Genomic DNA, 23,254 nt, shown 5'->3' on the forward strand with positions numbered 1-23,254 from the left:
GTCACGGGCGCAGCGCGGGCTCGCGCTCCACGTCCCGGACGTCCAGCTTCGCGTCGAACCGCGCCAGCGGCTTCGCCTGCGCGACGGCGGTGGCGGAGACGCCGGCCCACTCCAGGATGCGGGCGGTGGCCAGCTCCTTCTGGTCGGCGACCAGTCCGGCGACGTTCGCGCCGTGGTTCATGCCGGGTGCCGTGAAGACGTAGGAGTCCTTGGCGCCCTTGCCGAGCCGGAAGGGTTCGGCGCCCCACGGGTCGTTCTGGCCGTAGACGAAGAGCATGTGCCGGGCGTTGTGCTTCACCCAGGTGTCGACGTCGCGCATCGCGCCGCGCTGGAACTTCATGGAGATGTCGCGGGGGACGAAGTTGCGCGGCGGCTGGTAGCCGTAGCGGACGTACTTCTTCTCGATGTGCGGGAAGTGGATGGTGGGGGCGCCCAGTTGGGTGCCGGCCTGGTAGTAGTACGGCGTGTACGGGGCCAGGCCCTGGTCGGTGTAGAAGGAGAACCCGGAGATCGTGTCGATGGAGGTCCAGATCTCGTCGTCGGTCGCGTTCTTGGCGTCCGCCGGGATCGTGCCGCAGTCGGAGAGCAGGCTGTACTGCCAGAAGCCCCAGACGTAGTCGAGGACGACGGCCTCGTAGGCGCGGTCCAGGCTGCCGATGGTGTCGAAGGTGTAGCCCTCCGCGGCCGCGTAGTCGGCGTACTTCTTCTCCAGCGGCTCCCGGCGCACCAGCGCCTCGCGCTGTACGGCGTTCAGCCGGTCGCGGCACTCCTTGGTGCCGACGCTGCGGAAGAAGCGGTCGTAGGCCGAATCCTCGTCGTTCACCACGTCGTTGGGGGCGACGTACGCGACGACGCCGTCCATGTCCTTGGGGTAGAAACGCTCGTAGTAGGTGGCCGTCATGCCGCCCTTGGAGCCGCCGGTGGAGATCCAGTTCTTGTCGTAGATCTTCTTCAGGGCCGTGAAGATGCGGTGCTGGTCGCTGGCGGCCTGCCAGATGTCGAGCTTGGACCAGTCGGCCGGTTCGGGCCGCGACGGGGTGAAGTAGCGGTACTCCATGGAGACCTGGTTGCCGTCCACGATCTGGGTGGGTTCACGGCGGCCGGGGTTGGTGGAGACGCTGTAGCCGCCGGTGTAGAACACCGTGGGGCGGCTGACGTCCTTGTGCAGCACGGTGATCCGCTGCTGGAACGTGCCCTTGGACGGGTGCCGGTGGTCGACCGGCTGGGTGAAGTTCAGGACGAAGAAGCGGTAACCGGTGTACGGCTTCTCCTGGATCAGGCTCACGCCCGGTATCGCGAGCAGCCGGTCCTTGATGTCGGCCTCCGGCATGGGGGAGGCGGTCGCCGCCCCCGCCGTGCTCAGTGTGCCTATGAGCACCGTGAGCGCGAGCAGCCATCTGAGCGCCTTGCGCATGCGCGTGCACCCTTCCCCTGTGGAAATATGTGGAACATATGTGCGCCGGAAGCTATCGGAGCAACACCCGTCACACCAGAGGGGGTTGAGTCAACGGCGTGGCGCGGGGCCCGCCGGGCGGGTGGTCAGCAGAGGATCCATCCCGAACTGCCCGAATCGCGCCCGACCCAGCCCTTCACCCACACACAGCGGCGGCCGGCGTAGATCTGCACGGACGGTGAACTCGCCGTGTGCCTGCGCCCCTTCTTGACCGCAACATGCCCGCGCGCCTGCACACTCACGGTGATCCTGCGCTGTCCGCCGGGGTGCTTGGCGACGGTGCGGGCGCAGACCCGGCCGCCGGTCTTGTAGACCTGCACGGAACCGTTGCGGAAGGAGACCGTCCGGACCTTGCGCATGCCGTCGCAGGACCCGGGCGCGGCCTGGGCGGTGCCCGGCGCCAGGAGACCGAGCAGGACGGCGACGACCAGCGCGACGGGCAGCGCCGCCGCCCACCGCCGTAGCGCACCTGTCACCACGGGCCCCGCCCCTCCCCGTACCCCCGACGCGCACCGTCGGTTCACAGTCATTCGCCGTACTGATGTACGGACGCACGACGTATGTCCGATGGTTGCGCGGTCGTCACCGATCGGGTGATTGCGCGCCCGTCGGCGGCCGGGGGCGGCGGCTCGTCAGCGGGCCGCCCCGACGGGCTCCTCCGGCTCGCCCGCGCCGATGAAGGTGCGCCACAGACGGGCGTAGCGGCCGTCGAGGGCGAGGAGTTCGTCGTGGGTGCCGTCCTCGGCGACCCGGCCGTGGTCCATGACGACCACCCGGTCCGCGCGGGCCGCCGTGGTCAGCCGGTGCGCGACCACCAGGGTCGTACGGCGCCCCGCGAGCCGGTCGGTGGCCTGGTTGACCTGTGCCTCGGTGGCCAGGTCCAGGGCCGCCGTCGCCTCGTCGAGGAGCAGCACGTCGGGGTCGACCAGTTCGGCGCGGGCCAGCGCGATGAGCTGGCGCTGCCCGGCCGAGAGGTTGCGGCCGCGCTCGGCGACCTCGTGCAGATAGCCGCCGTCCAGCGTGGCGATCATCTCGTGGGCGCCGACCGCCCGTGCCGCCGCCTCCACCTCGGCGTCGGTGGCCTCCGGGCGGCCGTAGGCGATCGCGTCGCGCACGGTGCCCGGGAAGAGGTACGCCTCCTGCGGGACCACGCCCAGCCGGTGCCGGTACGAGGTGAGGTCCAGGGCGCGCAGATCGGTGCCGTCGACGGTGACCCGGCCCTCGGTGGGGTCGTAGAACCGGGCGACCAGCTTGACCAGGGTCGACTTGCCGGCGCCGGTCTCGCCGACGAACGCGACCGTCTGGCCGGCGGGGACGCGCAGGGTGACACCGCCGAGGGCCTCCTCGGGAGCGTGGGCCTTTTCGGCACCGGGGGCGTCCTCGGCGCCGTAGGCGAACCGGACGTCCTCGAAGGCGATCTCGCCGCGCAGCGAGAGCACTTCCAGCGGCCGGTCGGCGCTCCGGGTGGAGGTCGGCTCCCGCAGCAGTTCCTGGATGCGGCCCAGCGAGACGGTCGCCTGCTGGTAGCCGTCGAAGACCTGGGAGAGCTGCTGCACGGGCGCGAAGAACAGGTCGATGTAGAGCAGGTACGCCACCAGCGCGCCGGTGGTCAGCGTGGCCGCGTCCACCCGGCCCGCGCCCGCGATCAGCACGGCGGCCGCCGCCACCGACGACAGGAACTGGACGAACGGGAAGTAGACCGAGATCAGCCACTGGCCGCGGATCCGCGCCCGGCGGTAACTGTCGCTGCGCTCCGCGAACCGCGCCCCGCCGTCCCGCTCCCGGCGGAACGCCTGCACGATCCGCAGCCCGGCCACCGACTCCTGGAGGTCGGCGTTGACCACCGACACCCGCTCGCGGGCCAGCTCGTACGCCTTCACGCTGGCCCGGCGGAAGAAGTAGGTGGCGACGATCAGCGGCGGCAGCGTCGCGAAGACGACGAGGGCCAGCTCGACGTCGATCACCAGCAGGGCGACCATGATCCCGAAGAAGGTGACGACCGAGACGAACGCGGTGACCAGGCCGGTCTGGAGGAACGTCGACAGCGCGTCCACGTCCGTCGTCATCCGCGTCATGATCCGGCCGGTCAGCTCGCGCTCGTAGTAGTCGAGGCCGAGCCGCTGGAGCTGGGCGAAGATCTTCAGCCGCAGCGCGTAGAGGATCCGTTCGCCGGTGCGGCCGGTCATCCGGGTCTCACCGGTCTGCGCCGCCCACTGCACCACCACCGTGAGCAGGCCGAGCAGCGAGGCCGCCCAGACGGCGCCCAGGGCGGCCTGGGTGACGCCCTGGTCGATGCCGTGCCGGATCAGCACCGGCAGGAAGAGTCCCGACCCGGCGTCCACGGCGACCAGGCCCAGGCTGATCAGCAGCGGCGGGCCGAAGCCCCGCAGCAGCCGGCGCAGACCGTAGGAGTCCTCGGGGGTGACGGCGCGGGCCTCGTCGACTTCCGGGACGTCGGTCGCGGGCGGCAGCGCCTCGACCTCGGCGAGCAGCTCCGGGGTGGCCGGCATGCCGTCCTTCGCGGCGTCCCGGGGCGTCCGCTCCCCCGCCCACAGCCGGGGCGTGATGCCGCGCTCGGCGTCGAACTCGGCGTCCAGCTCCTCCCGTACGGTCGTGTCGTCGGCGGCCGTCGCGGGGCGGGTGTGGCCGGGTGAGACGCCGCCCAGCTCGTCGGGGTCGGTGAGCAGCCTGCGGTACAGCGCCGAGCGCTCCTGGAGCTCCTCGTGGGTGCCGAGGTCGGCGAGCCGGCCCGCGTCGAGGACGGCGATCCGGTCGGCGAGGTTGAGGGTGGAGCGGCGGTGGGCGATGAGGAGGGTGGTGCGGCCGCGCATGACCTGGCGGAGCGCCTCGTGGATCTCGTGCTCGACGGCGGCGTCCACGGCGGAGGTCGCGTCGTCCAGGACCAGCAGCCGGGGGTCGGTGAGGATCGCGCGGGCCAGGGCGACGCGCTGGCGCTGGCCGCCGGACAGGGTCAGGCCGTGCTCGCCGACCTTGGTGTCGTACCCGGCGGGCAGCTCGGCGATGAACCGGTCGGCCTGGGCGGCGCGGGCGGCGGCCTCGATCTGGGCGTCGGTGGCGTCGGGACGGCCGTAGGCGATGTTGGCGCGGACCGTGTCGGAGAAGAGGAAGGAGTCCTCGGGGACCAGGCCGATCGCGGCGCGCAGCGAGTCGAGGGTGAGGTCGCGGACGTCGTGGCCGCCGACCAGGACGGCGCCGCGGCCGACGTCGTAGAAGCGGGGCAGCAGCAGGGAGACGGTGGACTTGCCGGAGCCGGAGGAGCCGACGACCGCGAGGGTCTCGCCGGGGCGGATCTCGAAGCTGAGGCCGTCGAGGACGGGGCGGTCGCTGTCGTAGCCGAAGGAGACGTCGTCGAACTCGACGGAGGCGGGCGCGTCGGCCGGCAGCTCGCGGGTGCCGTCGGTCATCGACGGTTCGGTGTCGATCAGCTCCAGGACGCGTTCGGTGCCGGCGCGGGCCTGCTGGCCGACGGTGAGGACCACGGCCAGCATCCGGACCGGGCCGACGAGCTGGGCGAGGTAGGTGGAGAACGCGACGAACGTGCCGAGGGTGATGTGCCCGCGGACGGCCAGCCAGCCGCCCAGCGCCAGCATCGCGACCTGGCCGAGGGCGGGGACGGCCTGGAGGGCGGGGGTGTAGCGGGCGTTCAGCCGGATCGTGCGCAGCCGCCCGGCGAAGAGCCGGCGGCCGACGTCCCGGAGCTTGCCGGCCTCCTGCTCCTCCTGCCCGAAGCCCTTCACCACGCGCACGCCGGTCACGGACCCGTCGACCACGCCCGCGACGGCGGCCGCCTGCGCCTGCGCGTACCAGGTGGCGGGGTGCAGTCTGCGGCGGCTGCGGCGGGCGATCCACCACAGGGCGGGGGCGACGGCGAGCGCGACCAGGGTGAGCGGCACGGACAGCCAGGCCATCACGACCAGGGAGATCACGAACAGGGCGAGGTTCCCGATGGTCATCGGGAGCATGAAGAGCAGCCCCTGGATGAGCTGGAGGTCACTGGTCGCCCGCCCGACGACCTGCCCGGTGGACAGCTCGTCCTGCCGCCGCCCGTCGAGCCGGGTGATCGTCCCGTACATCTCGGTCCGCAGATCGTGCTGCACCCCGAGCGCGAGCCGCCCGCCGTAGTACCGGCGCACATAGGTGAACCCGTACACGAACACGGCCGCCCCGATCAGGGCCCCGGCCCAGGGCGCCATGTCCCTGGTGTGCTCCCCGACCACATCATCGATGATCACCTTGGTGACCAGCGGCACCAGCGCCATGACGGCCATCCCGGCGAGCGAGGACCCCAGCGCGAGCACGACGTCCTTGGGATACCGCCACGCATACCCCGCAAGCCGCCGAGCCCACCCCTGACCCCGTCCACCACTCACGCCCACGCCTCCACGTCATCCTGATCTACCGCAAGGCACCAACGCGGCGGGGAGGGGATTTCATCCCGCGTTCACAAATGACGGGGGCGGCGGGGCCACGATCCACGTCGGCGGCGTTCCTCGTCAGGACGCCGCCAGGTCCTTGTGGATGGTCTTCGAGACCGTCTGGATCGTCGTGATGCCGTAGTCCATCGTGCTGTTGCCGTGGGTGAGGACCGTGATCGTGTAGTCGTGGGCGGTGCTCTTGAAGGTGCCGACGCTGTGGACGCGCCAGCCGTGGGTGGCGCGGGAGAGCCAGCCGTTCTTGACGTGCCAGGAGACGCCGGCGGGGCGGCCGTAGGGGGTGCCCCAGCGCTGGGTGGAGACGACCTTGGCCATCAGGGTGCGGATGTAGGTGCGTGAGGCGTCGGTGAGGACCGTGTTCTTCGCGGTGATCAGCTTGAGCAGCTTCTGCTCGTCGGTCACGGTGATCTGGGTCAGGCCCCAGTAGTTGTTCGCGCCCGGCTTGGTCTGGGTCATCTTCGCGGCCGTGAGGAAGCCCTTGATCTTCGTCATGCCGAGCTGCTTCCACAGGGTGGAGGTGGAGGCGTTGTCCGACTTGGTGATCATGGCGGTGGCGAGCGTCTTCTCGCGGCTGGTCAGCGCGCGGTTCGTCTTCTGCGCGTCCCACAGCAGTGCGCCGAGGACGGTGACCTTGACCACGCTCGCCGAGTCGTAGGCGGTGGAGGCGCGCAGGGTGCAGGTGGTGTTCGTCGTGCGGTCGTAGAGGCCGACCGCGACCGTGCCCTTGCGGTTGGCCAGGGCGGCGGTGATGTCCTTCTTCAGCTTGGTGGCCAGGGCCGCCTTGCTCGACGTACAGGTGACCGTGGGTGTGGCCGCCGAGGCGGGCGCGGCGGTGGCCACGCCGGTGATGAGGACGCCGGTGCCGAGAGCGGTGGCGACCAGTCCTCTTCTGCGTCGTGAAGTCCGGTGAGTCATGCCAAGGTGACGCACCAGTTCGTGGGAATGGTTGTACGAAAATTCCGTGCGCGTCGTCACGCGCCGACGCCCGCGGCCGGCTCCGCGACCGACTCGCGTGGACAACGCACGGATTGCCGTTTCCCGTCATCCAATAGTCATGTTCGAGCCATGGACGCGTCCGCATGTTCATGCCACTCTCGCGTTGCCGCCTCCCTTCAACCCGCGTAGATGGGACCCCCACATGTCGGCGACAACACGCATGCGACGATGCCGGCCGGTGGCGCTCGCCACCGCCGCCCTCCTCATCGGCCTCGCCGCCCCCGCGCTCACCGCGACCCCCGCCGCGGCGACCACCACCGCCTACGACTCGACGTACTACAAGAACGCGGTCGGAAAGACCGGCACCAGCCTCAAGTCGTCCCTCCACACGATCATCAGCACCCAGACGAAGATCTCGTACTCCGCCGTCTGGAACGCCCTCAAGGCCACCGACCAGGACCCGAACAACAGCGGCAACGTGATCCTGCTGTACAGCGGTGTCTCCCGCAGCAAGTCCCTCAACGGCGGTGACGTCGGCGACTGGAACCGCGAGCACACCTGGGCCAAGTCGCACGGCGACTTCGGCGAGGCGACCGGCCCCGGCACCGATCTGCACCACCTCCGCCCCGCCGACGTCCAGGTCAACAGCATCCGCGGCAACCTGGACTTCGACAACGGCGGCAGCTCCGTCACCAACGGCGGCGGCAGCAAGGTCGACTCGGACTCGTTCGAGCCCCGCGACGCCGACAAGGGCGACGTGGCGCGCATGATCCTCTACATGGCCGTCCGCTACGACGGCGGCGACGGGTTCGCCGACCTGGAGCCCAACGAGAAGGTCAACAACGGCAGCAATCCGTACATCGGCAAGCTCTCGGTCCTCAAGGCATGGAACGAGCAGGACCCGCCGAGCGCCTTCGAGGAACGCCGCAACCAGGTCATCTACGACACCTACCAGCACAACCGCAACCCGTTCATCGACCACCCGGAGTGGGTCGAGGCGATCTGGTGACCCGCCCCCTACGAAAGATGCGTCGGCGCGAACATCCGTAGCACCGCCGGGAGTACGACCACCGAAGGGCCCGGGGTCGACAGGGCCTTCGTCAGGTCCGCCTCCAGGTTCTCCGGGGTGGTCCGCACCGCCGGGACGCCGAAGGACTCCGACAGGGTCGTGAAGTCGGGGCGGGTGAGGTCGGTCGCCGTGGCCTCGCCGTAGGCGTCCGTCATGTACTCGCGGAGGATGCCGTAGCCGCCGTCGTCGACGATGAGCCAGGTGACGTCCAGGCCGTGCTGCCTGGCCGTCGCCAGCTCCGCGACCGAGTACAGGGCGCCGCCGTCGCCCGACACCGCGAGCACCGGGCGGGTCGGGTCGGCGACCGCCGCGCCGAGCGCCGCCGGGAAGGCGTAGCCGAGGCCGCCCGCGCCCTGCGCCGAGTGCATGTGGTTGGGGCCCTTCGCGTCGAACGCCGACCAGGCCCAGTACGCGAGGATCGTCATGTCCCAGAAGGACGGGGAGTCGGCCGGAAGTGCTGTGCGTACGGACGCCAACACCTCTTGTTCCAGGGTGAGTTCCTGGGCCGCGATGCGCTCGGCGACCAGGGCGAGCAGGTCGCGCACGCGGTCCGGCGCCGACTCGTCCTCCCGCTCCTCCACCGTCTCCAGGAGCGCCTGGAGGGCGAGGCGGGCGTCGGCGTGGATGCCGAGGGCGGGGTGGTTCGACTCCAGTTTGCCGAGGTCCGCCTCGATCTGGACGATCCGGCCCCGGGGCCTGAACGTGTGGTAGTTGGAGGAGAGTTCACCGAGCCCGGAGCCGACGACGAGCAGGACGTCCGCGTCCTCCAGGAACTCCGTGGTGTGCCGGTCCTCCATCCAGGACTGGAGCGAGAGCGGATGCGTCCAGGGGAACGCCCCCTTGCCGCCGGGGGTGGTGACCACCGGCGCCTTCAACACCTCGGCCAGGCGCCGCAGTTTGCCCGAGGCGTCCGACCGTACGACCCCGCCGCCCGCGATGATCGCCGGGCGGGCCGCGTGGGAGAGCAAGTGGGCCGCCACGGCGGTCAGTTCGGGGCGCGGCGGGAGTTCGTCGGGGAAGGCGTCGCCGCCGGTCACGACCGGGATCGACGTCGGCGCCGCCAGCACGTCCTGCGGGATCTCCACCCACACCGGGCCGTGCGGCACGGTCAGCGCGGACTTCCAGGCCGCCTCGATCGCGGACGGGATCTGCGACTGGGCGCGGACCGTGTGGACGGACTTGACCACGCCCCGGAACGAGGCCGCCTGGTCCGGGAGTTCGTGCAGATAGCCGCGCCGGCCGCCGCCCAGCCCGGCCGTCGGGACCTGGCTGCCGATCGCGAGCACCGGGGCGCTCGCGGCGGCCGCCTCCTGGAGCGCGGCCAGCGAGGTCAGCGCGCCCGGTCCCGTCGACAGCAGCAGCGGGGCCGCCTCGCCGGTGATCCGGCCGTACCCGTCCGCCGCGAACGCCGCGTTGTTCTCCACCCGGAGGCCGATGTACCGCAGGGTGGAGCGGCGCAGCGCGTCGAACACACCGAGCGCGTGCTGCCCGGGCAGGCCGAAGACGGTGGTGGCGCCGAGGCCGGCCAGGGTCTCCACGACCAGGTCTCCGCCCGTACGGCCGGGGGGCGGGCTGAGCGCGGCCTCCGTCTGGGCGGCCGTCGGGCGCAGTACCAGATCGTGGTCGTGGGTCACTTCGCGCGGGCCTCGGCAATCTGGCGGGACATGATGGTGGTCAGCTCGTACGCCGTGTGGGACGCGGCCACCGAGGTGATCTCGGCGTGATCGTACGCCGGGGCCACCTCGACGACATCGGCCGAGACCAGGTTGCAGGAGGCCAGACCGCGCAGGATCTCCAGGAGTTCGCGGGAGGTCATGCCGCCCGCCTCCGGGGTGCCGGTGCCGGGCGCGTGCGCCGGGTCCAGGCAGTCGATGTCGATGGAGATGTACAGCGGCCGGTCCCCGATGCGCCGGCGGAGCTGGTCGGCGACCTCGTCGGCGCCGCGGCGGTAGATGTCCGCCGAGGTGACGATGCCGAAGCCCATCTTCTCGTCGTCGGTGAGGTCCTGCTTGCCGTAGAGCGGGCCGCGGGTGCCGACGTGGGAGAGCGCCTCGGTGTCGAGGATGCCCTCCTCCACGGCCCGGCGGAACGGCGTGCCGTGGGTGTACTCGGCGCCGAAGTAGGTGTCCCAGGTGTCGAGATGGGCGTCGAAGTGGAGCAGGGCCACCGGGCCGTGCTTCTTCGCCACCGACCGCAGCAGCGGCAGCGCGATGGTGTGGTCGCCGCCGAGGGTCATCAGCCGGGCGCCGGTGCCGAGCAGCTCGTCGGCGGCGGCCTCGATCGTCTCCACGGCCTCGTGGATGTTGAACGGGTTCACGGCGATGTCGCCGCCGTCCGCGACCTGGGCGAGGGCGAACGGGGAGGCGTCCTGCGCCGGGTTGTACGGCCGCAGCAGCCGGGACGCCTCACGGATCGCGTTGCCGCCGAAGCGGGCGCCCGGCCGGTAGGAGACACCCGAGTCGAACGGCACACCCACCACGGCGACATCGGCGCGCCCGACCTCGTCCAGCCGGGGCAGCCGGGCGAACGTCGCCGGTCCGGCGTAGCGCGGGACGCGGGAGGAGTCGACGGGGCCGCGGGGAGTCTCGTTGCCGCTCATGGTCGAATGCCTTCTTTCTTACGCTTGACAGCGTATGTACTGCTTCTCGTACGACTCTACTGGGGAGCCGTGACCCGGCCGGGGAACGGCCTCGACCCTAGGTGGCCCCCGAGCGGCTGCGAAGTGTACGTTTCATCCACCCGAGGCACTCCGAGTGGAGGGTACGCACACAGGGATGCACACAGGAATGCAGACAGGAACGCACACCGTGCCGGAGCCGTCCCTTCCGCCCACTCCCCCGGTGCCGCTCACCGCCCTGCTGGCCCGGGAGGACCTGGCGCTGCGGCAGATCGCCGGGCCCGCGGCCGCCGGTACGGTGCTGCACGGGGCGCACACCTCGGAGATGGCCGACCCGTACCCGTATCTGCTGGGCGGCGAACTGCTGCTGACGGCCGGGGTGCACATCCCGGAGGCGGCCGGGTCGGGCACCTACTTCGACGACTACGTCTCCCGGATCGTCGCGGCGGGCGGCGCGGCCCTCGGGTTCGGGGTGGCGCCGGTGCACGACACCGTGCCGCAGGCGCTGGTCGCCTCCTGCGAGACGTTCGGGCTGCCGCTGCTCGAAGTGCCGCCGCGGACCACCTTCGCGGCGGTCGGCCGGGCGGTCTGGCAGCTCATGGAGCACGCCCGCACCGCCGAGCTGCGGCGGGTCACCGAGGCCCAGCAGAGTCTGGCCGCCGCCGCGTCCCGCCCCGACCCGGTCCCCGCGGTCCTGCACCGCCTCGCCCGGCATCTGGGCGGCCGGGCGGTGCTGTACGGGCCGGAGGGCGCGGAGATCGCGGCGGCGGGGCGGACACCGGCCGGCGGTCACCCCGGAGCCGGACCGGCCCCCGACGGCTCCCCCGACGACTCCCCCGATACGCTCACCGCGCTCACCGCCCTCGCCCGTCTCCTCGTCGCCCGCGGCTCCGCCAGCGCCAGTGACACCACCCCCGCCGGCGTCCATCTCACCGCCTACGCGCTCGGCGCCGGGCAGGGCTTCGTGCTCGGGGTGGCGGCCGGGCGGCGGGACCCCGGCGACCACACCATCGCCTCCGTCGCCGCCGTCCTGCTCTCCCTCCTCACCGGCGAGCAGCACAGCGGGTCGGGCGCCGCCCGCTCCTCCGCGCTGGTGCGGCTGCTGCTGGGCGACACCGCGGAGGACGTGGTGCCGCTGCTCGGCAGCGACCGCTGGCTGGTGGTGCACGCGCGTCCCGAGGAGCGGACCCCGGACGCGCTCGCCGCCTCCGCGCTCGGCGCGGCCCTGGGGTCGCCGCTGGTCGACCTCGCCGGGGACGTCGTACGGGTGCTGGTGCCGGCCGGGCGGGAGCCCGGGCCGCAGCCGGGCTGGACGCTCGGGGTCAGCGCCGCCGTCGTCCCCGGGCGGTGGCAGGACGCCGACGCCCAGGCGGCGCGGGCGCTGGGCCGGGCCCGCGCCACCCGGACCGCGCTCGTGCGCTACGGCACCCGGGCGGCCCTCGCCGAACTGGTCCCGCCGGACGAGGCCGAGGCGCACGCGCGCGCCCTCCTCGCGCCCCTGGCGGACAACCCGGCGCTCACCGAGACCCTGCGCACCTGGCTGTCGCTGCACGGGAGCTGGGACCGTACGGCGGTGGCGCTGTCCGTGCACCGCAACACCGTGCGGCAGCGGATCGCCCGGTGCGCGGCCCTGCTCGGGACGGACCCGGACGATCCGGACGTCCGGATGGAGCTGTGGTTCGCGCTGCGCCGCGCCGAACGGTGACGCCGCGGCCACGGTCCGCAGTGACGCGCGTCCCAGCGCGCAGAACGGTGACGACGGTCACCGTGCGCTGGCCCACAATGGGTGCCATGCCGATACCCGGGACTCCCAGCCGCGCCGAGCTCGTCGACCACCTCGTGAAGACCCGTATCGCCGGGGACGTCGCGACCCCGCGCGAGAACAACCTCTCCCACTACCGCCAGCTCGCGAACGGCAACCGTCACTACTGGTTCGGCCTGGAGCTGGGGGACCGCTGGAGCGACGAGCAGGACGTGCTCGCGGTGATGGCGGAGCGGGTCGGGGTGAACGACGACCCGGAGTACCGCTACGGCCAGGACACCATCGACCCCGAGCTGACGGTCGACGGCCTGGAGCGCATGGCGGGCCGGCTGCGCAAGGCGGCCGAGGACCGGCAGCGGGTGCTGCTGGCCACCGGGCACCCGGGCGGGCTGCTGGACGTGCACCGGGCCACGGCCGCGGCGCTGCGGAAGGCCGGCTGCGAGATCGTCGTCATCCCGGAGGGGCTCCAGACGGACGAGGGGTACGTCTGGCAGCTCGCGGACGTGGCGGTCCTGGAGCACGGCGCGTCCCTGTGGCACACCCACTCGGGCGAACCGATGAAGGCGATCCTGACCGGGCTCGAACGCGCCGGGCGCCCGCTGCCCGACCTGGTCGTGGCCGACCACGGCTGGGCGGGGTACGCCGGTCAGCACGGCGTGGACTCCGTGGGGTACGCCGACTCCAACGACCCGGCGCTGTTCGTCGCCGAGTCCGAGGGCACCGTCCAGGTGACGGTCCCGCTCGACGACCATGTGAAGAGCCCGCGCCACTACGACCCGATGACGGCGTACCTGCTGGCCCAGGCCGGACTGGACTAGGGCCTTTCTTTCGGATCTGGCCGGCCCCGAGCGGCGGTGCGTCTCGGCGGGCCCGAGCGGGGTCTGGTGCGTGCAGATGCAAGGCGGAGGAGGGCGGCAACGCGGAGCGTTGACAACCGACGACAACGCCGCTGGGGGTCCCCCCTCTGGGGGAGCGCGTGCCAGACCCCGCGACCCCCGGCAAGATCCGAAAGAGAGGCCCTAGCCCCGCAGGCCCCGGAGAAGGCGCGCGTCCCTCAGTCCGTGCGAGGGGCGCGGACCACGCCTTCCTGGATCACCGAGATCGCGAGCCGCCCGTCCTGGGTGTAGATGCGCGCCTGGCCGAGACCGCGGCCGCCGTACGCGGACGGCGACTCCTGGTCGTAGAGCAGCCATTCGTCGGCGCGGAACGGCCGGTGGAACCACATCGCGTGGTCCAGGGAGGCCCCCACGACGTCCCCCACGGCCCAGCCGCCGCGCCCGTGCGCGAGCAGCACCGAGTCCAGGAGGGTCATGTCGGAGACGTAGGTGGCGAGGACGACGTGCAGCAGCGGGTCGTCCGCGAGCTTGCCGTTGGTGCGGAACCACACCTGTGAGTGCGGCTCGCGCGGTGCGCCGAACTTCCCGTACGGCGGCTCGTCGACGTAGCGCAGGTCGATCGCCTCGCGGGCCTCCAGGAACCGTTCGACCACGTCCGGGTCGAGATGGGCGTAGCAGGCCAGCCGGTCCTGCGAGGTGGGCAGGGTGGCCGGGTCGGGCGAGGCCGGCATCGGCGCCTGGTGGTCGAGGCCCTCCTCGTACGTCTGGAAGGACGCGGAGAGGTGGAAGATCGGTTTGCCGTGCTGGACGGCGACCACGCGGCGGGTGGTGAAGGAGCGGCCGTCGCGGATGCGGTCGACGTTGTAGACGATCGGCGCGCCGGGGTCGCCCATGCGCAGGAAGTACGCGTGCAGGGAGTGGGCGGGCCGGTCCGCGGGGACCGTCCGCCCGGCGGCGACCAGCGCCTGCGCCGCGACCTGCCCGCCGAAGACGCGCGGGACGACGGCGGAGCGGGACTGCCCGCGGAAGATGTCCTCCTCGATCTGCTCCAGGTCGAGCAGATCGAGGAGGTCCTGAAGTGCCTTGCTCATGACGTCAGTTGTACCGGCCAACGATTGCCGGAACCTTACAGACCCATGTCCTTGGCGATGATCGACTTCATGATCTCGCTGGTGCCGCCGTAGATCCGGTTGACGCGGTTGTCCGCGTACAGGCGGGCGATCGGGTACTCGTTCATGAAGCCGTAGCCGCCGTGGAGCTGGAGGCAGCGGTCGATGACGCGGTGGGCGACCTCGGTGGCGAACAGCTTGGCGCTGGCGGCCTCGGCGGGGGTCAGCTCACCGGCGTCGAGGGCCTCCGTGGCGCGGTCGACGACGGCCTCGGCCGCGTCCACCTCGGCCTGGCAGGCGGCCAGCTCGAACTTGGTGTTCTGGAAGGACGCGACGGTCTGGCCGAAGACGGTGCGCTGCTGGACGTACTCCTTGGCGAACCGGACGGCGGCCTTGGCCTGCGCGTAGGCGCCGAAGGCGATGCCCCAGCGCTCGGAGGCGAGGTTGTGGCCGAGGTAGTAGAAGCCCTTGTTCTCCTCGCCGAGGAGGTCCTCGACGGGCACCTTGACGTCGACGAACGCCAGCTCGGCGGTGTCGGAGGTCTTCAGGCCGAGCTTGTCGAGCTTGCGGCCGACCGAGTAGCCCTCGGCCTTGGTGTCCACGACGAAGAGGGAGATGCCGTGGCGGCGGTCCTCGGCGGTGGGCGCGGCGGTGCGGGCGCAGACGATCATGCGGTCGGCGTGCACACCGCCGGTGATGAAGGTCTTGGCGCCGTTGAGGACGTAGTGCGTGCCGTCCTCGGAGAGCTTGGCGGTGGTCTTCATGCCCGCGAGGTCGGAGCCGGTGCCCGGCTCGGTCATCGCGATGGCCCACATCTCCTCGCCGGAGACGAACTTCGGCAGGTACCGCTTCTTCTGCTCGTCGGTGGCGAGCAGCTTGAGGTACGGCAGGCCGAGCAGCACGTGCACGCCGGAGCCGCCGAAGGTGACGCCCGCGCGGGCGGTCTCCTCGTACAGGACGGCCTCGAACTTGTAGGAGTCGATGCCGGCGCCGCCGTACTCCTCGTCGACGCGGATGCCGAAGACGCCCAGCTCGGCGAGCTTGTAGTAGAACTCGCGCGGCGCCTGGCCGGCGGCGAACCACTCGTCGTAGACCGGGACGACCTCGGCCTCGATGAAGGCCCGGAGAGTCTCCCGGAACGCCTCGTGGTCCTCGTTGAACACCGTACGGCGCACTCTCCGCCACCTCCAGTACCGCGTCGTGCACGCTGTGCACATCTGCCATGTCTAAGCGCTTGCTCAGAGACAACCGTACCGGCGGGTAGGAGCAGCCGTCCAGGGTGCGGCGGGGGTAACGCTCGTCACGCCCCCGGATGCCGTCAGGAGGCGGCGGCCGCCTCGAAGGCGCCGCGGGCCATCCGGTGCAGCAGCTCCGCCGTGGTCGCGCGGCCGGGCAGGGCACCCGGGCGGCCGAGGTGGGGGGTGGAGTTCAGCAGGCCGAACACCGAGTGCACGGCGGAGCGGGCGGCCGGTTCGGCGAGGTCCGGGTAGACCGCGCGCAGCACCTCCACCCACAGCTCGACGTACTGCCGCTGGAGCTGGCGGACCAGCTTGCGGTCGCTGTCGCGCAGGCGGTCCAGCTCACGGTCGTGCAGGGTGATCAGGGGACGGTCGTCGATCGCGAAGTCGATGTGCCCCTCGATGAGCGAGTCGAGGACCGCCTCCGCCGGGTCCCCGTCGGCCTCCGCCCGGCGGCGCCGGGCACCGGTGAGCAGTTGGCCGCTGATGCCCACCAGCAGCTCGGCGAGCATCGCGTCCTTGCCGGGGAAGTGCCGGTAGAGCCCGGGGCCGCTGATGCCGACGGCGGCCCCTATCTCGTCGACCCCGACGCCGTGGAAACCGCGTTCGGCGAAGAGGCGGGCGGCCTCCTTGAGGATCTGCTCGCGGCGGGTGGGGGCGTCGGTTCTGGTGGCCATGCGGCCAATTCTAGACAGGGAGGTTAGCGGTCGTTAACCTGAAGGAAATGGTTAACGCTCATTAACAGGCGATCACTGGGTGAGGGGAACCGCAGGATGGAGCAGGCACCGGAGCTGACGAGCGCGGCAGATCCCGCGTCGGAAGCCTGGCGGGCCAATGAAGAGGCCCACCGCGCACTCGTCGAGGAGCTGCACGGCAAGCTGGCCGCGGCCCGGCTCGGCGGCGGCGAGAAGGCGCGCGCCCGGCACACCGCGCGCGGCAAGCTGCTGCCCAGGGACCGGGTGGACACCCTGCTGGACCCGGGGTCGCCGTTCCTGGAGCTGGCCCCGCTCGCCGCCGACGGCATGTACGAGGGCCAGGCACCGGCCGCCGGGGTCATCGCCGGTATCGGCCGGGTGAGCGGCCGCGAGTGCGTGATCGTGGCGAACGACGCGACGGTCAAGGGCGGCACCTACTACCCCATGACGGTGAAGAAGCATCTGCGCGCCCAGGAGGTCGCGCTGGAGAACCGGCTGCCCTGTCTGTACCTGGTGGACTCCGGCGGCGCCTTCCTGCCCATGCAGGACGAGGTCTTCCCCGACCGCGAGCACTTCGGGCGCATCTTCTACAACCAGGCCCGGATGTCCGGCGCCGGGATCCCGCAGATCGCGGCCGTCCTCGGCTCCTGCACGGCCGGCGGCGCGTACGTCCCGGCGATGAGCGACGAGGCGGTGATCGTCCGCAACCAGGGCACGATCTTCCTCGGCGGCCCCCCGCTGGTGAAGGCCGCCACCGGCGAGGTCGTCACCGCGGAGGAGCTGGGCGGCGGCGAGGTGCACTCCCGGGTCTCCGGCGTCACCGACCACCTCGCCGAGGACGACGCGCACGCGCTGCGGATCGTGCGGAACATCGTCGCCACCCTGCCCGCGCGCGGGCCGCTGCCCTGGAAGGTCACCCCGTCCGCCGAGCCCAAGGTCGACCCCTACGGGCTGTACGGCGCGGTCCCGGTCGACTCCCGGACCCCCTACGACGTCCGCGAGATCATCGCGCGCGTGGTCGACGGCTCCCGGTTCGCCGAGTTCAAGGCCGAGTTCGGGCAGACCCTGGTCACCGGCTTCGCCCGGATCCACGGCCACCCCGTCGGGATCGTCGCGAACAACGGCATCCTGTTCTCCGAGTCCGCCCAGAAGGGCGCCCACTTCATCGAGCTGTGCGACCAGCGCGGGATCCCGCTGGTGTTCCTCCAGAACATCTCCGGCTTCATGGTCGGCCGGGACTACGAGGCGGGCGGCATCGCCAAGCACGGCGCGAAGATGGTGACGGCGGTCGCCTGCACGCGCGTGCCGAAGCTGACCGTCGTGGTCGGCGGTTCCTACGGCGCGGGGAACTACTCGATGTGCGGCCGCGCCTACTCGCCCCGCTTCCTGTGGATGTGGCCCGGCGCCAAGATCTCGGTGATGGGCGGCGAGCAGGCCGCCTCCGTCCTCGCCACCGTCAAGCGCGACCAGCTCCAGGCCCGCGGCGAGGAGTGGCCCGCCGAGGCGGAGGAATCCTTCAAGGACCCGATCCGGGCCCAGTACGAGCGCCAGGGCAACGCCTACTACGCGACCGCCCGGCTCTGGGACGACGGGGTCATCGAACCGCTGGAGACCCGGCAGGTGCTGGGCCTCGCGCTGACCGCCTGTGCCAACGCGCCCCTGGGAGACCCCCAGTTCGGCGTCTTCCGGATGTGAGGGACTTGCAGACGATGTTCGACACCGTGCTCGTCGCCAACCGGGGCGAGATCGCCGTCCGGGTGATCCGGACCCTGCGCGCGATGGGCGTGCGCTCGGTCGCCGTGTTCTCCGACGCCGACGCCGACGCGCGGCACGTCCGCGAGGCCGACACCGCCGTACGGATCGGCCCGGCACCGGCCGCCGAGAGCTATCTGTCGGTGGAACGGCTCCTGGAGGCGGCCGCCCGCACCGGCGCGCAGGCCGTCCACCCGGGGTACGGCTTCCTCGCCGAGAACGCGGGCTTCGCGCGCGCCTGCGCCGACGCCGGGCTGGTCTTCATCGGGCCGCCCGCCGAGGCGATCGCCCTGATGGGCGACAAGATCCGCGCCAAGGAGACGGTGATGGCCGCCGGGGTCCCGGTGGTGCCCGGCTCCACCGGCAGCGGGCTCAGCGACGAGCAACTCGTCGCCGCCGCACGGGAGATCGGCGTCCCCGTGCTGCTCAAGCCGTCCGCGGGCGGCGGCGGCAAGGGCATGCGCCTGGTGCGGGAGACGGCCGCACTCGCCGAGGAGATCGCCGCCGCCCGCCGAGAGGCCCGCGCCTCCTTCGGCGACGACACGCTCCTCGTGGAGCGGTGGATCGACCGCCCCCGGCACATCGAGATCCAGGTCCTCGCCGACGGCCACGGCAACGTCGTGCACCTGGGCGAGCGCGAGTGCTCGCTCCAGCGCCGGCACCAGAAGGTGATCGAGGAGGCGCCCAGCGTCCTGCTGGACGAGGAGACCCGCGCCGCGATGGGCGAGGCGGCCGTGCAGGCGGCCCGCTCCTGCGGCTACCGGGGCGCGGGCACGGTGGAGTTCATCGTCCCGGGCGGCGACCCGTCCTCGTACTACTTCATGGAGATGAACACCCGCCTCCAGGTGGAGCACCCGGTGACCGAGCTGGTGACCGGCCTCGACCTGGTGGAGTGGCAGCTCCGGGTGGCGGCCGGTGAACCCCTGTCCTTCGGACAGGAAGACGTACGCCTCACCGGGCACGCGATCGAGGCCCGGATCTGCGCCGAGGACCCCTCCCGGGGCTTCCTGCCGTCCGGCGGCACGGTCCTCGCGCTGCGCGAGCCCCAGGGTGACGGCGTGCGCACCGACTCCGGGCTCAGCGAGGGCACCGAGGTGGGCAGCCTCTACGACCCGATGCTGTCCAAGGTGATCGCCTACGGCCCCGACCGCCCGACCGCGCTCAGGAAACTGCGCGCCGCCCTCGCGGAGACGGTCACGCTGGGCGTGCCGACCAACGCCGGGTTCCTGCGCCGGCTGCTCGCGCTTCCGGCGGTCGTGGCCGGGGAGCTGGACACCGGTCTGGTCGAGCGGGTCGCCGACACACTGGTGCCGGGCGAGGTGCCGGAGGAGGTCTACGAGGCGGCCGCCGCGGTCCGTCTGGAGGCGCTGCGGCCCACGGGCGAGGGGTGGACCGACCCGTTCTCGGTGCCGAGCGGGTGGCGGCTGGGCGGGACACCGCGTCCGGTGACCTTCACGCTCAGGGTCCAGGACCCGGTGGAGCAAACCGCGCGCGGCACCCACACCGTCACCCCCCACCAGGTGTCCGTCACCCTCGACGGCGTCCGGCACACCTTCGACCGCGCCGGCGACTGGCTCGGCCGGGACGGCGACGCCTGGCACGTGCGCGACCACGACCCGGTGGCCGCGTCCCTGACCGGCTCCGCGTTCGCCGGCGCCGACTCGCTCACCGCGCCCATGCCCGGCACGGTCACGGTGGTCAAGGTCGCCGTCGGCGACGAGGTGGCCGCGGGCCAGAGCCTGCTGGTGGTGGAGGCGATGAAGATGGAGCACGTCATCTCCGCCCCGCACGCCGGCACGGTCGCCGAGCTGGACGTCACCCCGGGATCGACGGTCGCCATGGACCAGGTGCTGGCCGTCGTCACCCCGCACGAGGAGGCAGCGGAATGACCTCTCAGGGAATCCAGGGGCAGGGAATCCAGGGGCAGGGAGTTCAGGGTCAGGGAGTTCAGGGAACTCGGGGAGTCCAGGGACTGCCCATGCCCGTGCCGGCGGCGGGGCTGCCCGCGCGGGTGCGGATCTACGAGGTCGGCGCCCGCGACGGCCTCCAGAACGAGAAGGCGACCGTCCCCACCGAGGTCAAGGCCGAGTTCGTGCACCGGCTGGCCGAGGCCGGGCTGACCACCATCGAGGCGACGAGCTTCGTGCACCCCAAGTGGGTGCCCCAACTGGCCGACGCGGAGGAGCTGTTCCCGCGGGTCGCCGGACTCCCGGTGGCGCTGCCGGTGCTGGTGCCCAACGAACGCGGTCTGGACCGGGCGCTCGCGCTCGGCGCCCGCCGGGTCGCGGTCTTCGCCAGCGCCACCGAGTCCTTCGCCAAGGCCAACCTCAACCGCACGCTCGACGAGTCGCTCGCGATGTTCGCCCCGGTGGTGCGGCGCGCGAAGGACGAGGGCGTGCTGGTGCGCGGCTATGTCTCGATGTGCTTCGGCGACCCCTGGGAGGGGCCCGTCCCGGCCGCCCAGGTGGTGCGGGTCTGCCGGGCGCTGCGCGACATGGGCTGCGACGAACTGAGCCTGGGCGACACCATCGGCGTCGCCACCCCCGGCCAGGTGCGGGCGCTGCTCTCGCTGCTCGCCGCGGAGGGCGTCCCCACCGAGGCGGTGGGCGTGCACTTCCACGACACCTACGGGCAGGCGCTCGCCAACACCTACGCCGCCCTCGAACAGGGCGTCACCACCGTCGACGCCTCGGCGGGCGGTCTCGGCGGCTGCCCGTACGCCAAGTCCGCCACCGGCAACCTCGCCACCGAGGACCTGGTGTGGATGCTTCAGGGTCTCGGCATCGACACCGGTGTCGACCTCGGCCGTCTCGTCGCCACAAGCGTCTGGATGGCCGGCCGGCTGGGCCGGCCCAGCCCGTCCCGCACCGTCCGCGCGCTCGGTAACCCGACACAGCCCCACAAGGACCAGTGATCGACATGGACCATCGTCTCTCCCCCGAACTCGACGAACTGCGCCGCACGGTCGAGGAGTTCGCCCATGACGTCGTCGCCCCCAAGATCGGCGACTTCTACGAGCGGCACGAGTTCCCGTACGAGATCGTCCGTGAGATGGGCCGGATGGGCCTGTTCGGGCTGCCGTTCCCCGAGGAGTACGGCGGTATGGGCGGCGACTATCTGGCGCTGGGCATCGCGCTGGAGGAGCTGGCGCGGGTCGACTCGTCGGTGGCGATCACCCTGGAGGCCGGTGTCTCGCTGGGCGCGATGCCGGTCCATCTGTTCGGCACCGAGGAGCAGAAGCGGACCTGGCTGCCGCGGCTGTGCTCCGGCGAGATGCTGGGCGCGTTCGGTCTGACCGAGCCCGACGGCGGCAGTGACGCGGGCGCCACCCGGACGACGGCGCGGATCGACCCGGACACCGACGAGTGGGTGATCAACGGCACCAAGTGCTTCATCACCAACTCGGGCACGGACATCACCGGGCTGGTGACGGTCACGGCGGTCACCGGCCGCAAGCCGGACGGGCGTCCGCTGATCTCCGCGATCATCGTGCCGTCCGGCACCCCGGGGTTCACCGTGGCCCAGCCCTACTCCAAGGTCGGCTGGAACGCCTCGGACACCCGTGAACTGTCCTTCGTGGACGTCCGGGTGCCGCGGGCCAACCTGCTGGGCGAGGAGGGCCGCGGGTACGCGCAGTTCCTGCGGATCCTGGACGAGGGCCGGATCGCGATCGCGGCGCTGGCGACCGGGCTGGCGCAGGGCTGTGTGGACGAGTCGGTGCAGTACGCCCGCGAACGGCACGCGTTCGGGCGGCCGATCGGCGCCAACCAGGCCATCCAGTTCAAGATCGCCGACATGGAGATGAAGGCGCACACCGCCCGGCTGGCCTGGCGGGACGCGGCCTCCCGGCTGGTGGCCGGCGAGCCCTTCAAGAAGGAGGCGGCGCTGGCGAAGCTCTACTCGTCGACGATCGCCGTGGACAACGCGCGCGACGCCACCCAGGTGCACGGCGGGTACGGCTTCATGAACGAGTACCCGGTGGCGCGGATGTGGCGCGACTCCAAGATCCTGGAGATCGGCGAGGGCACGAGCGAGGTCCAGCGCATGCTGATCGCGCGGGAGTTGGGGCTCGTCGGCTGACGTCCCCGCGTCGGCGGCGGTGACGTGCGGGAACACGGGATGTGGATCACAGCACCCCGGGCACGGAAATGATCTGAGGTTAGGCTAACCTTCCCTCGATCCGTCCGGCGGTGTTCCCGCACGTCCGAAAGCAGTCACGCTCATGTCCCACGCCAGCGCCAACCACCTCACCCGCCGCGGCATCCTCGCCGCCGGTGGCGCCCTCGGCCTCGGTGCCGTCCTCGCCGCCTGCGGCGACGACGACGCGAAGAGCGGTGGCTCGGACTCGTCCGCGGGCACCTCCGCCACGTCCGGCCCCTGGTCCTTCAAGGACGACCGCGGCACCACCGTGAAGCTCGACAAGGTCCCCGCGAACATCGTCGCCTTCACCGGTGTCGGCGCGGCCCTGTACGACTACGGCATCAAGGTCAAGGGTGTCTTCGGCCCGACGAAGACCGCCGACGGCAAGGCCGACGTCCAGGCCGGCGACATGGACGTCAGCAAGGTCGAGATCCTGGGCAACGTCTGGGACGAGTTCAACGTCGAGAAGTACGCCGCCCTCGCGCCGGACGTCCTCATCTCCACCATGTTCGACTCCGCCGGCACCCTCTGGTACGTCCCCGAGGCGTCCAAGGACAAGATCGCCAAGCTCGCCCCGAGCGTCGGCGTCTCCGTCTACGACCGTCAGCTCACCGCGCCGCTGGAGCGCGTGTGGGAGCTGGCCGAGTCCCTCGGCGCGGACATGAAGGCCGCCGCGGTCACCGACGCCAAGAAGCGCTTCGAGGCGGCGGCCACCCGGCTGCGCGCCGCGGCCAAGGCCAAGCCCGAGATCAAGGTGATGGCCGGTTCCGCGAGCGCCGAGCTGTTCTACGTCTCCGGCACCAACCTCTCCGTCGACCTGGAGTACTTCAAGTCCCTCGGCGTGAACTTCGTCGAGCCGCCGGAGAGCGCCAAGAAGCTGGGCGGCGGCTGGTTCGAGTCGCTGAGCTGGGAGAACGTCGACAAGTACGCGGCCGACATCATCATGATGGACGACCGCTCCCAGACCATCCAGCCCGCCGACATCACCGAGGCGACCTGGAAGAAGCTGCCCGCGGTGAAGGCCGGTCAGGTCATCCCCCGCTCCGCCGAGCCGATCCTGTCGTACGCCAAGTGCGCGCCGCTCCTGGAGAACCTCGCCGAGGCGCTGGAGAAGGCGAAGAAGGTCGCCTGAGCCAGGCCGGCCAGACGATCCGCTGAGGGCACGGGGGACCTCCCCCGTGCCCTCAGGCACG

General features: G+C 71.8%; 17 protein-coding genes. 8 read left to right on the forward strand and 9 right to left on the reverse strand.

What is annotated here, in order from left to right:
- Position 1: 1 nt before the first annotated feature.
- From G6W55_RS09425 to G6W55_RS09440, 4 genes are all read right to left on the reverse strand, one after another.
- Complete coding sequence (locus G6W55_RS09425; protein ID WP_175520342.1) at positions 2 to 1,414, reverse strand: S28 family serine protease; 1,413 nt, start codon at positions 1,412 to 1,414, stop codon at positions 2 to 4.
- A 125-nt stretch (positions 1,415 to 1,539) separates the two neighbouring features.
- Positions 1,540 to 1,932 (reverse strand): hypothetical protein, encoded by a 393-nt coding sequence (locus G6W55_RS09430; RefSeq protein ID WP_175520343.1) that lies wholly within the window; start codon positions 1,930 to 1,932, stop codon positions 1,540 to 1,542.
- Between the two features lie 153 nt (positions 1,933 to 2,085).
- Positions 2,086 to 5,844, reverse strand: a complete 3,759-nt coding sequence (locus tag G6W55_RS09435; RefSeq protein WP_175520344.1) for an ABC transporter ATP-binding protein — start codon at positions 5,842 to 5,844, stop codon at positions 2,086 to 2,088.
- Positions 5,845 to 5,967: 123 nt separating this feature from the next.
- A complete protein-coding gene (locus G6W55_RS09440; RefSeq protein ID WP_078633571.1) occupies positions 5,968 to 6,822 on the reverse strand; it encodes a serine hydrolase in 855 nt (284 codons plus the stop codon).
- Between the two features lie 223 nt (positions 6,823 to 7,045).
- Between G6W55_RS09440 and G6W55_RS09445 the strand changes: the two genes are divergently transcribed.
- A complete protein-coding gene (locus G6W55_RS09445) occupies positions 7,046 to 7,852 on the forward strand; it encodes an endonuclease I family protein (RefSeq protein ID WP_175520345.1) in 807 nt (268 codons plus the stop codon).
- Between the two features lie 8 nt (positions 7,853 to 7,860).
- Here the strand turns inward: G6W55_RS09445 and G6W55_RS09450 are convergent, their stop codons facing one another.
- Together G6W55_RS09450 and speB are read right to left on the reverse strand one after the other, a co-directional pair.
- Positions 7,861 to 9,546 (reverse strand): thiamine pyrophosphate-binding protein, encoded by a 1,686-nt coding sequence (locus G6W55_RS09450; protein WP_175520346.1) that lies wholly within the window; start codon positions 9,544 to 9,546, stop codon positions 7,861 to 7,863.
- Positions 9,543 to 10,511, reverse strand: coding sequence for an agmatinase (speB, locus tag G6W55_RS09455; protein ID WP_175520347.1), 969 nt, complete (start codon positions 10,509 to 10,511; stop codon positions 9,543 to 9,545). The genes G6W55_RS09450 and speB overlap by 4 nt, the downstream gene beginning before the upstream one ends.
- Before the next feature lie 187 nt (positions 10,512 to 10,698).
- Here speB and G6W55_RS09460 point away from each other — a divergent pair, with 187 nt between their 5' ends.
- Together G6W55_RS09460 and G6W55_RS09465 are read left to right on the forward strand one after the other, a co-directional pair.
- Positions 10,699 to 12,234, forward strand: coding sequence for a PucR family transcriptional regulator (locus G6W55_RS09460; RefSeq protein ID WP_217686711.1), 1,536 nt, complete (start codon positions 10,699 to 10,701; stop codon positions 12,232 to 12,234).
- Between the two features lie 86 nt (positions 12,235 to 12,320).
- Complete coding sequence (locus G6W55_RS09465; RefSeq protein ID WP_175520348.1) at positions 12,321 to 13,109, forward strand: phosphatase; 789 nt, start codon at positions 12,321 to 12,323, stop codon at positions 13,107 to 13,109.
- A 236-nt stretch (positions 13,110 to 13,345) separates the two neighbouring features.
- Here the strand turns inward: G6W55_RS09465 and G6W55_RS09470 are convergent, their stop codons facing one another.
- From G6W55_RS09470 to G6W55_RS09480, 3 genes are all read right to left on the reverse strand, one after another.
- Positions 13,346 to 14,218: an acyl-CoA thioesterase II gene (locus G6W55_RS09470; RefSeq protein WP_175520349.1), complete on the reverse strand. Its 873-nt coding sequence runs from the start codon at positions 14,216 to 14,218 to the stop codon at positions 13,346 to 13,348.
- Between the two features lie 35 nt (positions 14,219 to 14,253).
- Complete coding sequence (locus G6W55_RS09475; protein WP_175520350.1) at positions 14,254 to 15,411, reverse strand: acyl-CoA dehydrogenase family protein; 1,158 nt, start codon at positions 15,409 to 15,411, stop codon at positions 14,254 to 14,256.
- Positions 15,412 to 15,554: 143 nt separating this feature from the next.
- Positions 15,555 to 16,151 (reverse strand): TetR/AcrR family transcriptional regulator, encoded by a 597-nt coding sequence (locus tag G6W55_RS09480; protein WP_030779922.1) that lies wholly within the window; start codon positions 16,149 to 16,151, stop codon positions 15,555 to 15,557.
- A gap of 96 nt (positions 16,152 to 16,247) precedes the next feature.
- Here G6W55_RS09480 and G6W55_RS09485 point away from each other — a divergent pair, with 96 nt between their 5' ends.
- The 5 genes from G6W55_RS09485 (at position 16,248) to G6W55_RS09505 (ending at position 23,193) form a co-directional block, all read left to right on the forward strand.
- Positions 16,248 to 17,864 (forward strand): carboxyl transferase domain-containing protein, encoded by a 1,617-nt coding sequence (locus G6W55_RS09485; protein WP_175520351.1) that lies wholly within the window; start codon positions 16,248 to 16,250, stop codon positions 17,862 to 17,864.
- Between the two features lie 14 nt (positions 17,865 to 17,878).
- Positions 17,879 to 19,810, forward strand: coding sequence for an acetyl/propionyl/methylcrotonyl-CoA carboxylase subunit alpha (locus G6W55_RS09490; protein ID WP_175520352.1), 1,932 nt, complete (start codon positions 17,879 to 17,881; stop codon positions 19,808 to 19,810).
- Positions 19,811 to 19,899: 89 nt separating this feature from the next.
- Complete coding sequence (locus G6W55_RS09495; protein WP_175520353.1) at positions 19,900 to 20,835, forward strand: hydroxymethylglutaryl-CoA lyase; 936 nt, start codon at positions 19,900 to 19,902, stop codon at positions 20,833 to 20,835.
- Between the two features lie 5 nt (positions 20,836 to 20,840).
- A complete protein-coding gene (locus G6W55_RS09500) occupies positions 20,841 to 22,001 on the forward strand; it encodes an acyl-CoA dehydrogenase family protein (protein WP_175520354.1) in 1,161 nt (386 codons plus the stop codon).
- Positions 22,002 to 22,143: 142 nt separating this feature from the next.
- Positions 22,144 to 23,193: an ABC transporter substrate-binding protein gene (locus G6W55_RS09505; RefSeq protein WP_175520355.1), complete on the forward strand. Its 1,050-nt coding sequence runs from the start codon at positions 22,144 to 22,146 to the stop codon at positions 23,191 to 23,193.
- Positions 23,194 to 23,254: the final 61 nt, after the last annotated feature.

This window comes from Streptomyces sp. CAI-85 (assembly GCF_013363615.1).
GTDB classification, from domain to species: domain Bacteria; phylum Actinomycetota; class Actinomycetes; order Streptomycetales; family Streptomycetaceae; genus Streptomyces; species Streptomyces antibioticus_B.

Bases quoted from the DNA above. Each gene is read 5' to 3' on its own strand.
- G6W55_RS09425 (WP_175520342.1), bottom strand. From the start codon at position 1,414: ATGCGCAAGGCGCTCAGATGGCTGCTCGCGCTCACGGTGCTCATAGGC.
- G6W55_RS09440 (WP_078633571.1), bottom strand. From the start codon at position 6,822: ATGACTCACCGGACTTCACGACGCAGAAGAGGACTGGTCGCCACCGCT.
- G6W55_RS09445 (WP_175520345.1), top strand. From the start codon at position 7,046: ATGTCGGCGACAACACGCATGCGACGATGCCGGCCGGTGGCGCTCGCC.
- speB (WP_175520347.1), bottom strand. From the start codon at position 10,511: ATGAGCGGCAACGAGACTCCCCGCGGCCCCGTCGACTCCTCCCGCGTC.
- G6W55_RS09460 (WP_217686711.1), top strand. From the start codon at position 10,699: ATGCAGACAGGAACGCACACCGTGCCGGAGCCGTCCCTTCCGCCCACT.
- G6W55_RS09465 (WP_175520348.1), top strand. From the start codon at position 12,321: ATGCCGATACCCGGGACTCCCAGCCGCGCCGAGCTCGTCGACCACCTC.
- G6W55_RS09470 (WP_175520349.1), bottom strand. From the start codon at position 14,218: ATGAGCAAGGCACTTCAGGACCTCCTCGATCTGCTCGACCTGGAGCAG.
- G6W55_RS09480 (WP_030779922.1), bottom strand. From the start codon at position 16,151: ATGGCCACCAGAACCGACGCCCCCACCCGCCGCGAGCAGATCCTCAAG.
- G6W55_RS09485 (WP_175520351.1), top strand. From the start codon at position 16,248: ATGGAGCAGGCACCGGAGCTGACGAGCGCGGCAGATCCCGCGTCGGAA.
- G6W55_RS09490 (WP_175520352.1), top strand. From the start codon at position 17,879: ATGTTCGACACCGTGCTCGTCGCCAACCGGGGCGAGATCGCCGTCCGG.
- G6W55_RS09495 (WP_175520353.1), top strand. From the start codon at position 19,900: ATGCCCGTGCCGGCGGCGGGGCTGCCCGCGCGGGTGCGGATCTACGAG.
- G6W55_RS09500 (WP_175520354.1), top strand. From the start codon at position 20,841: ATGGACCATCGTCTCTCCCCCGAACTCGACGAACTGCGCCGCACGGTC.
- G6W55_RS09505 (WP_175520355.1), top strand. From the start codon at position 22,144: ATGTCCCACGCCAGCGCCAACCACCTCACCCGCCGCGGCATCCTCGCC.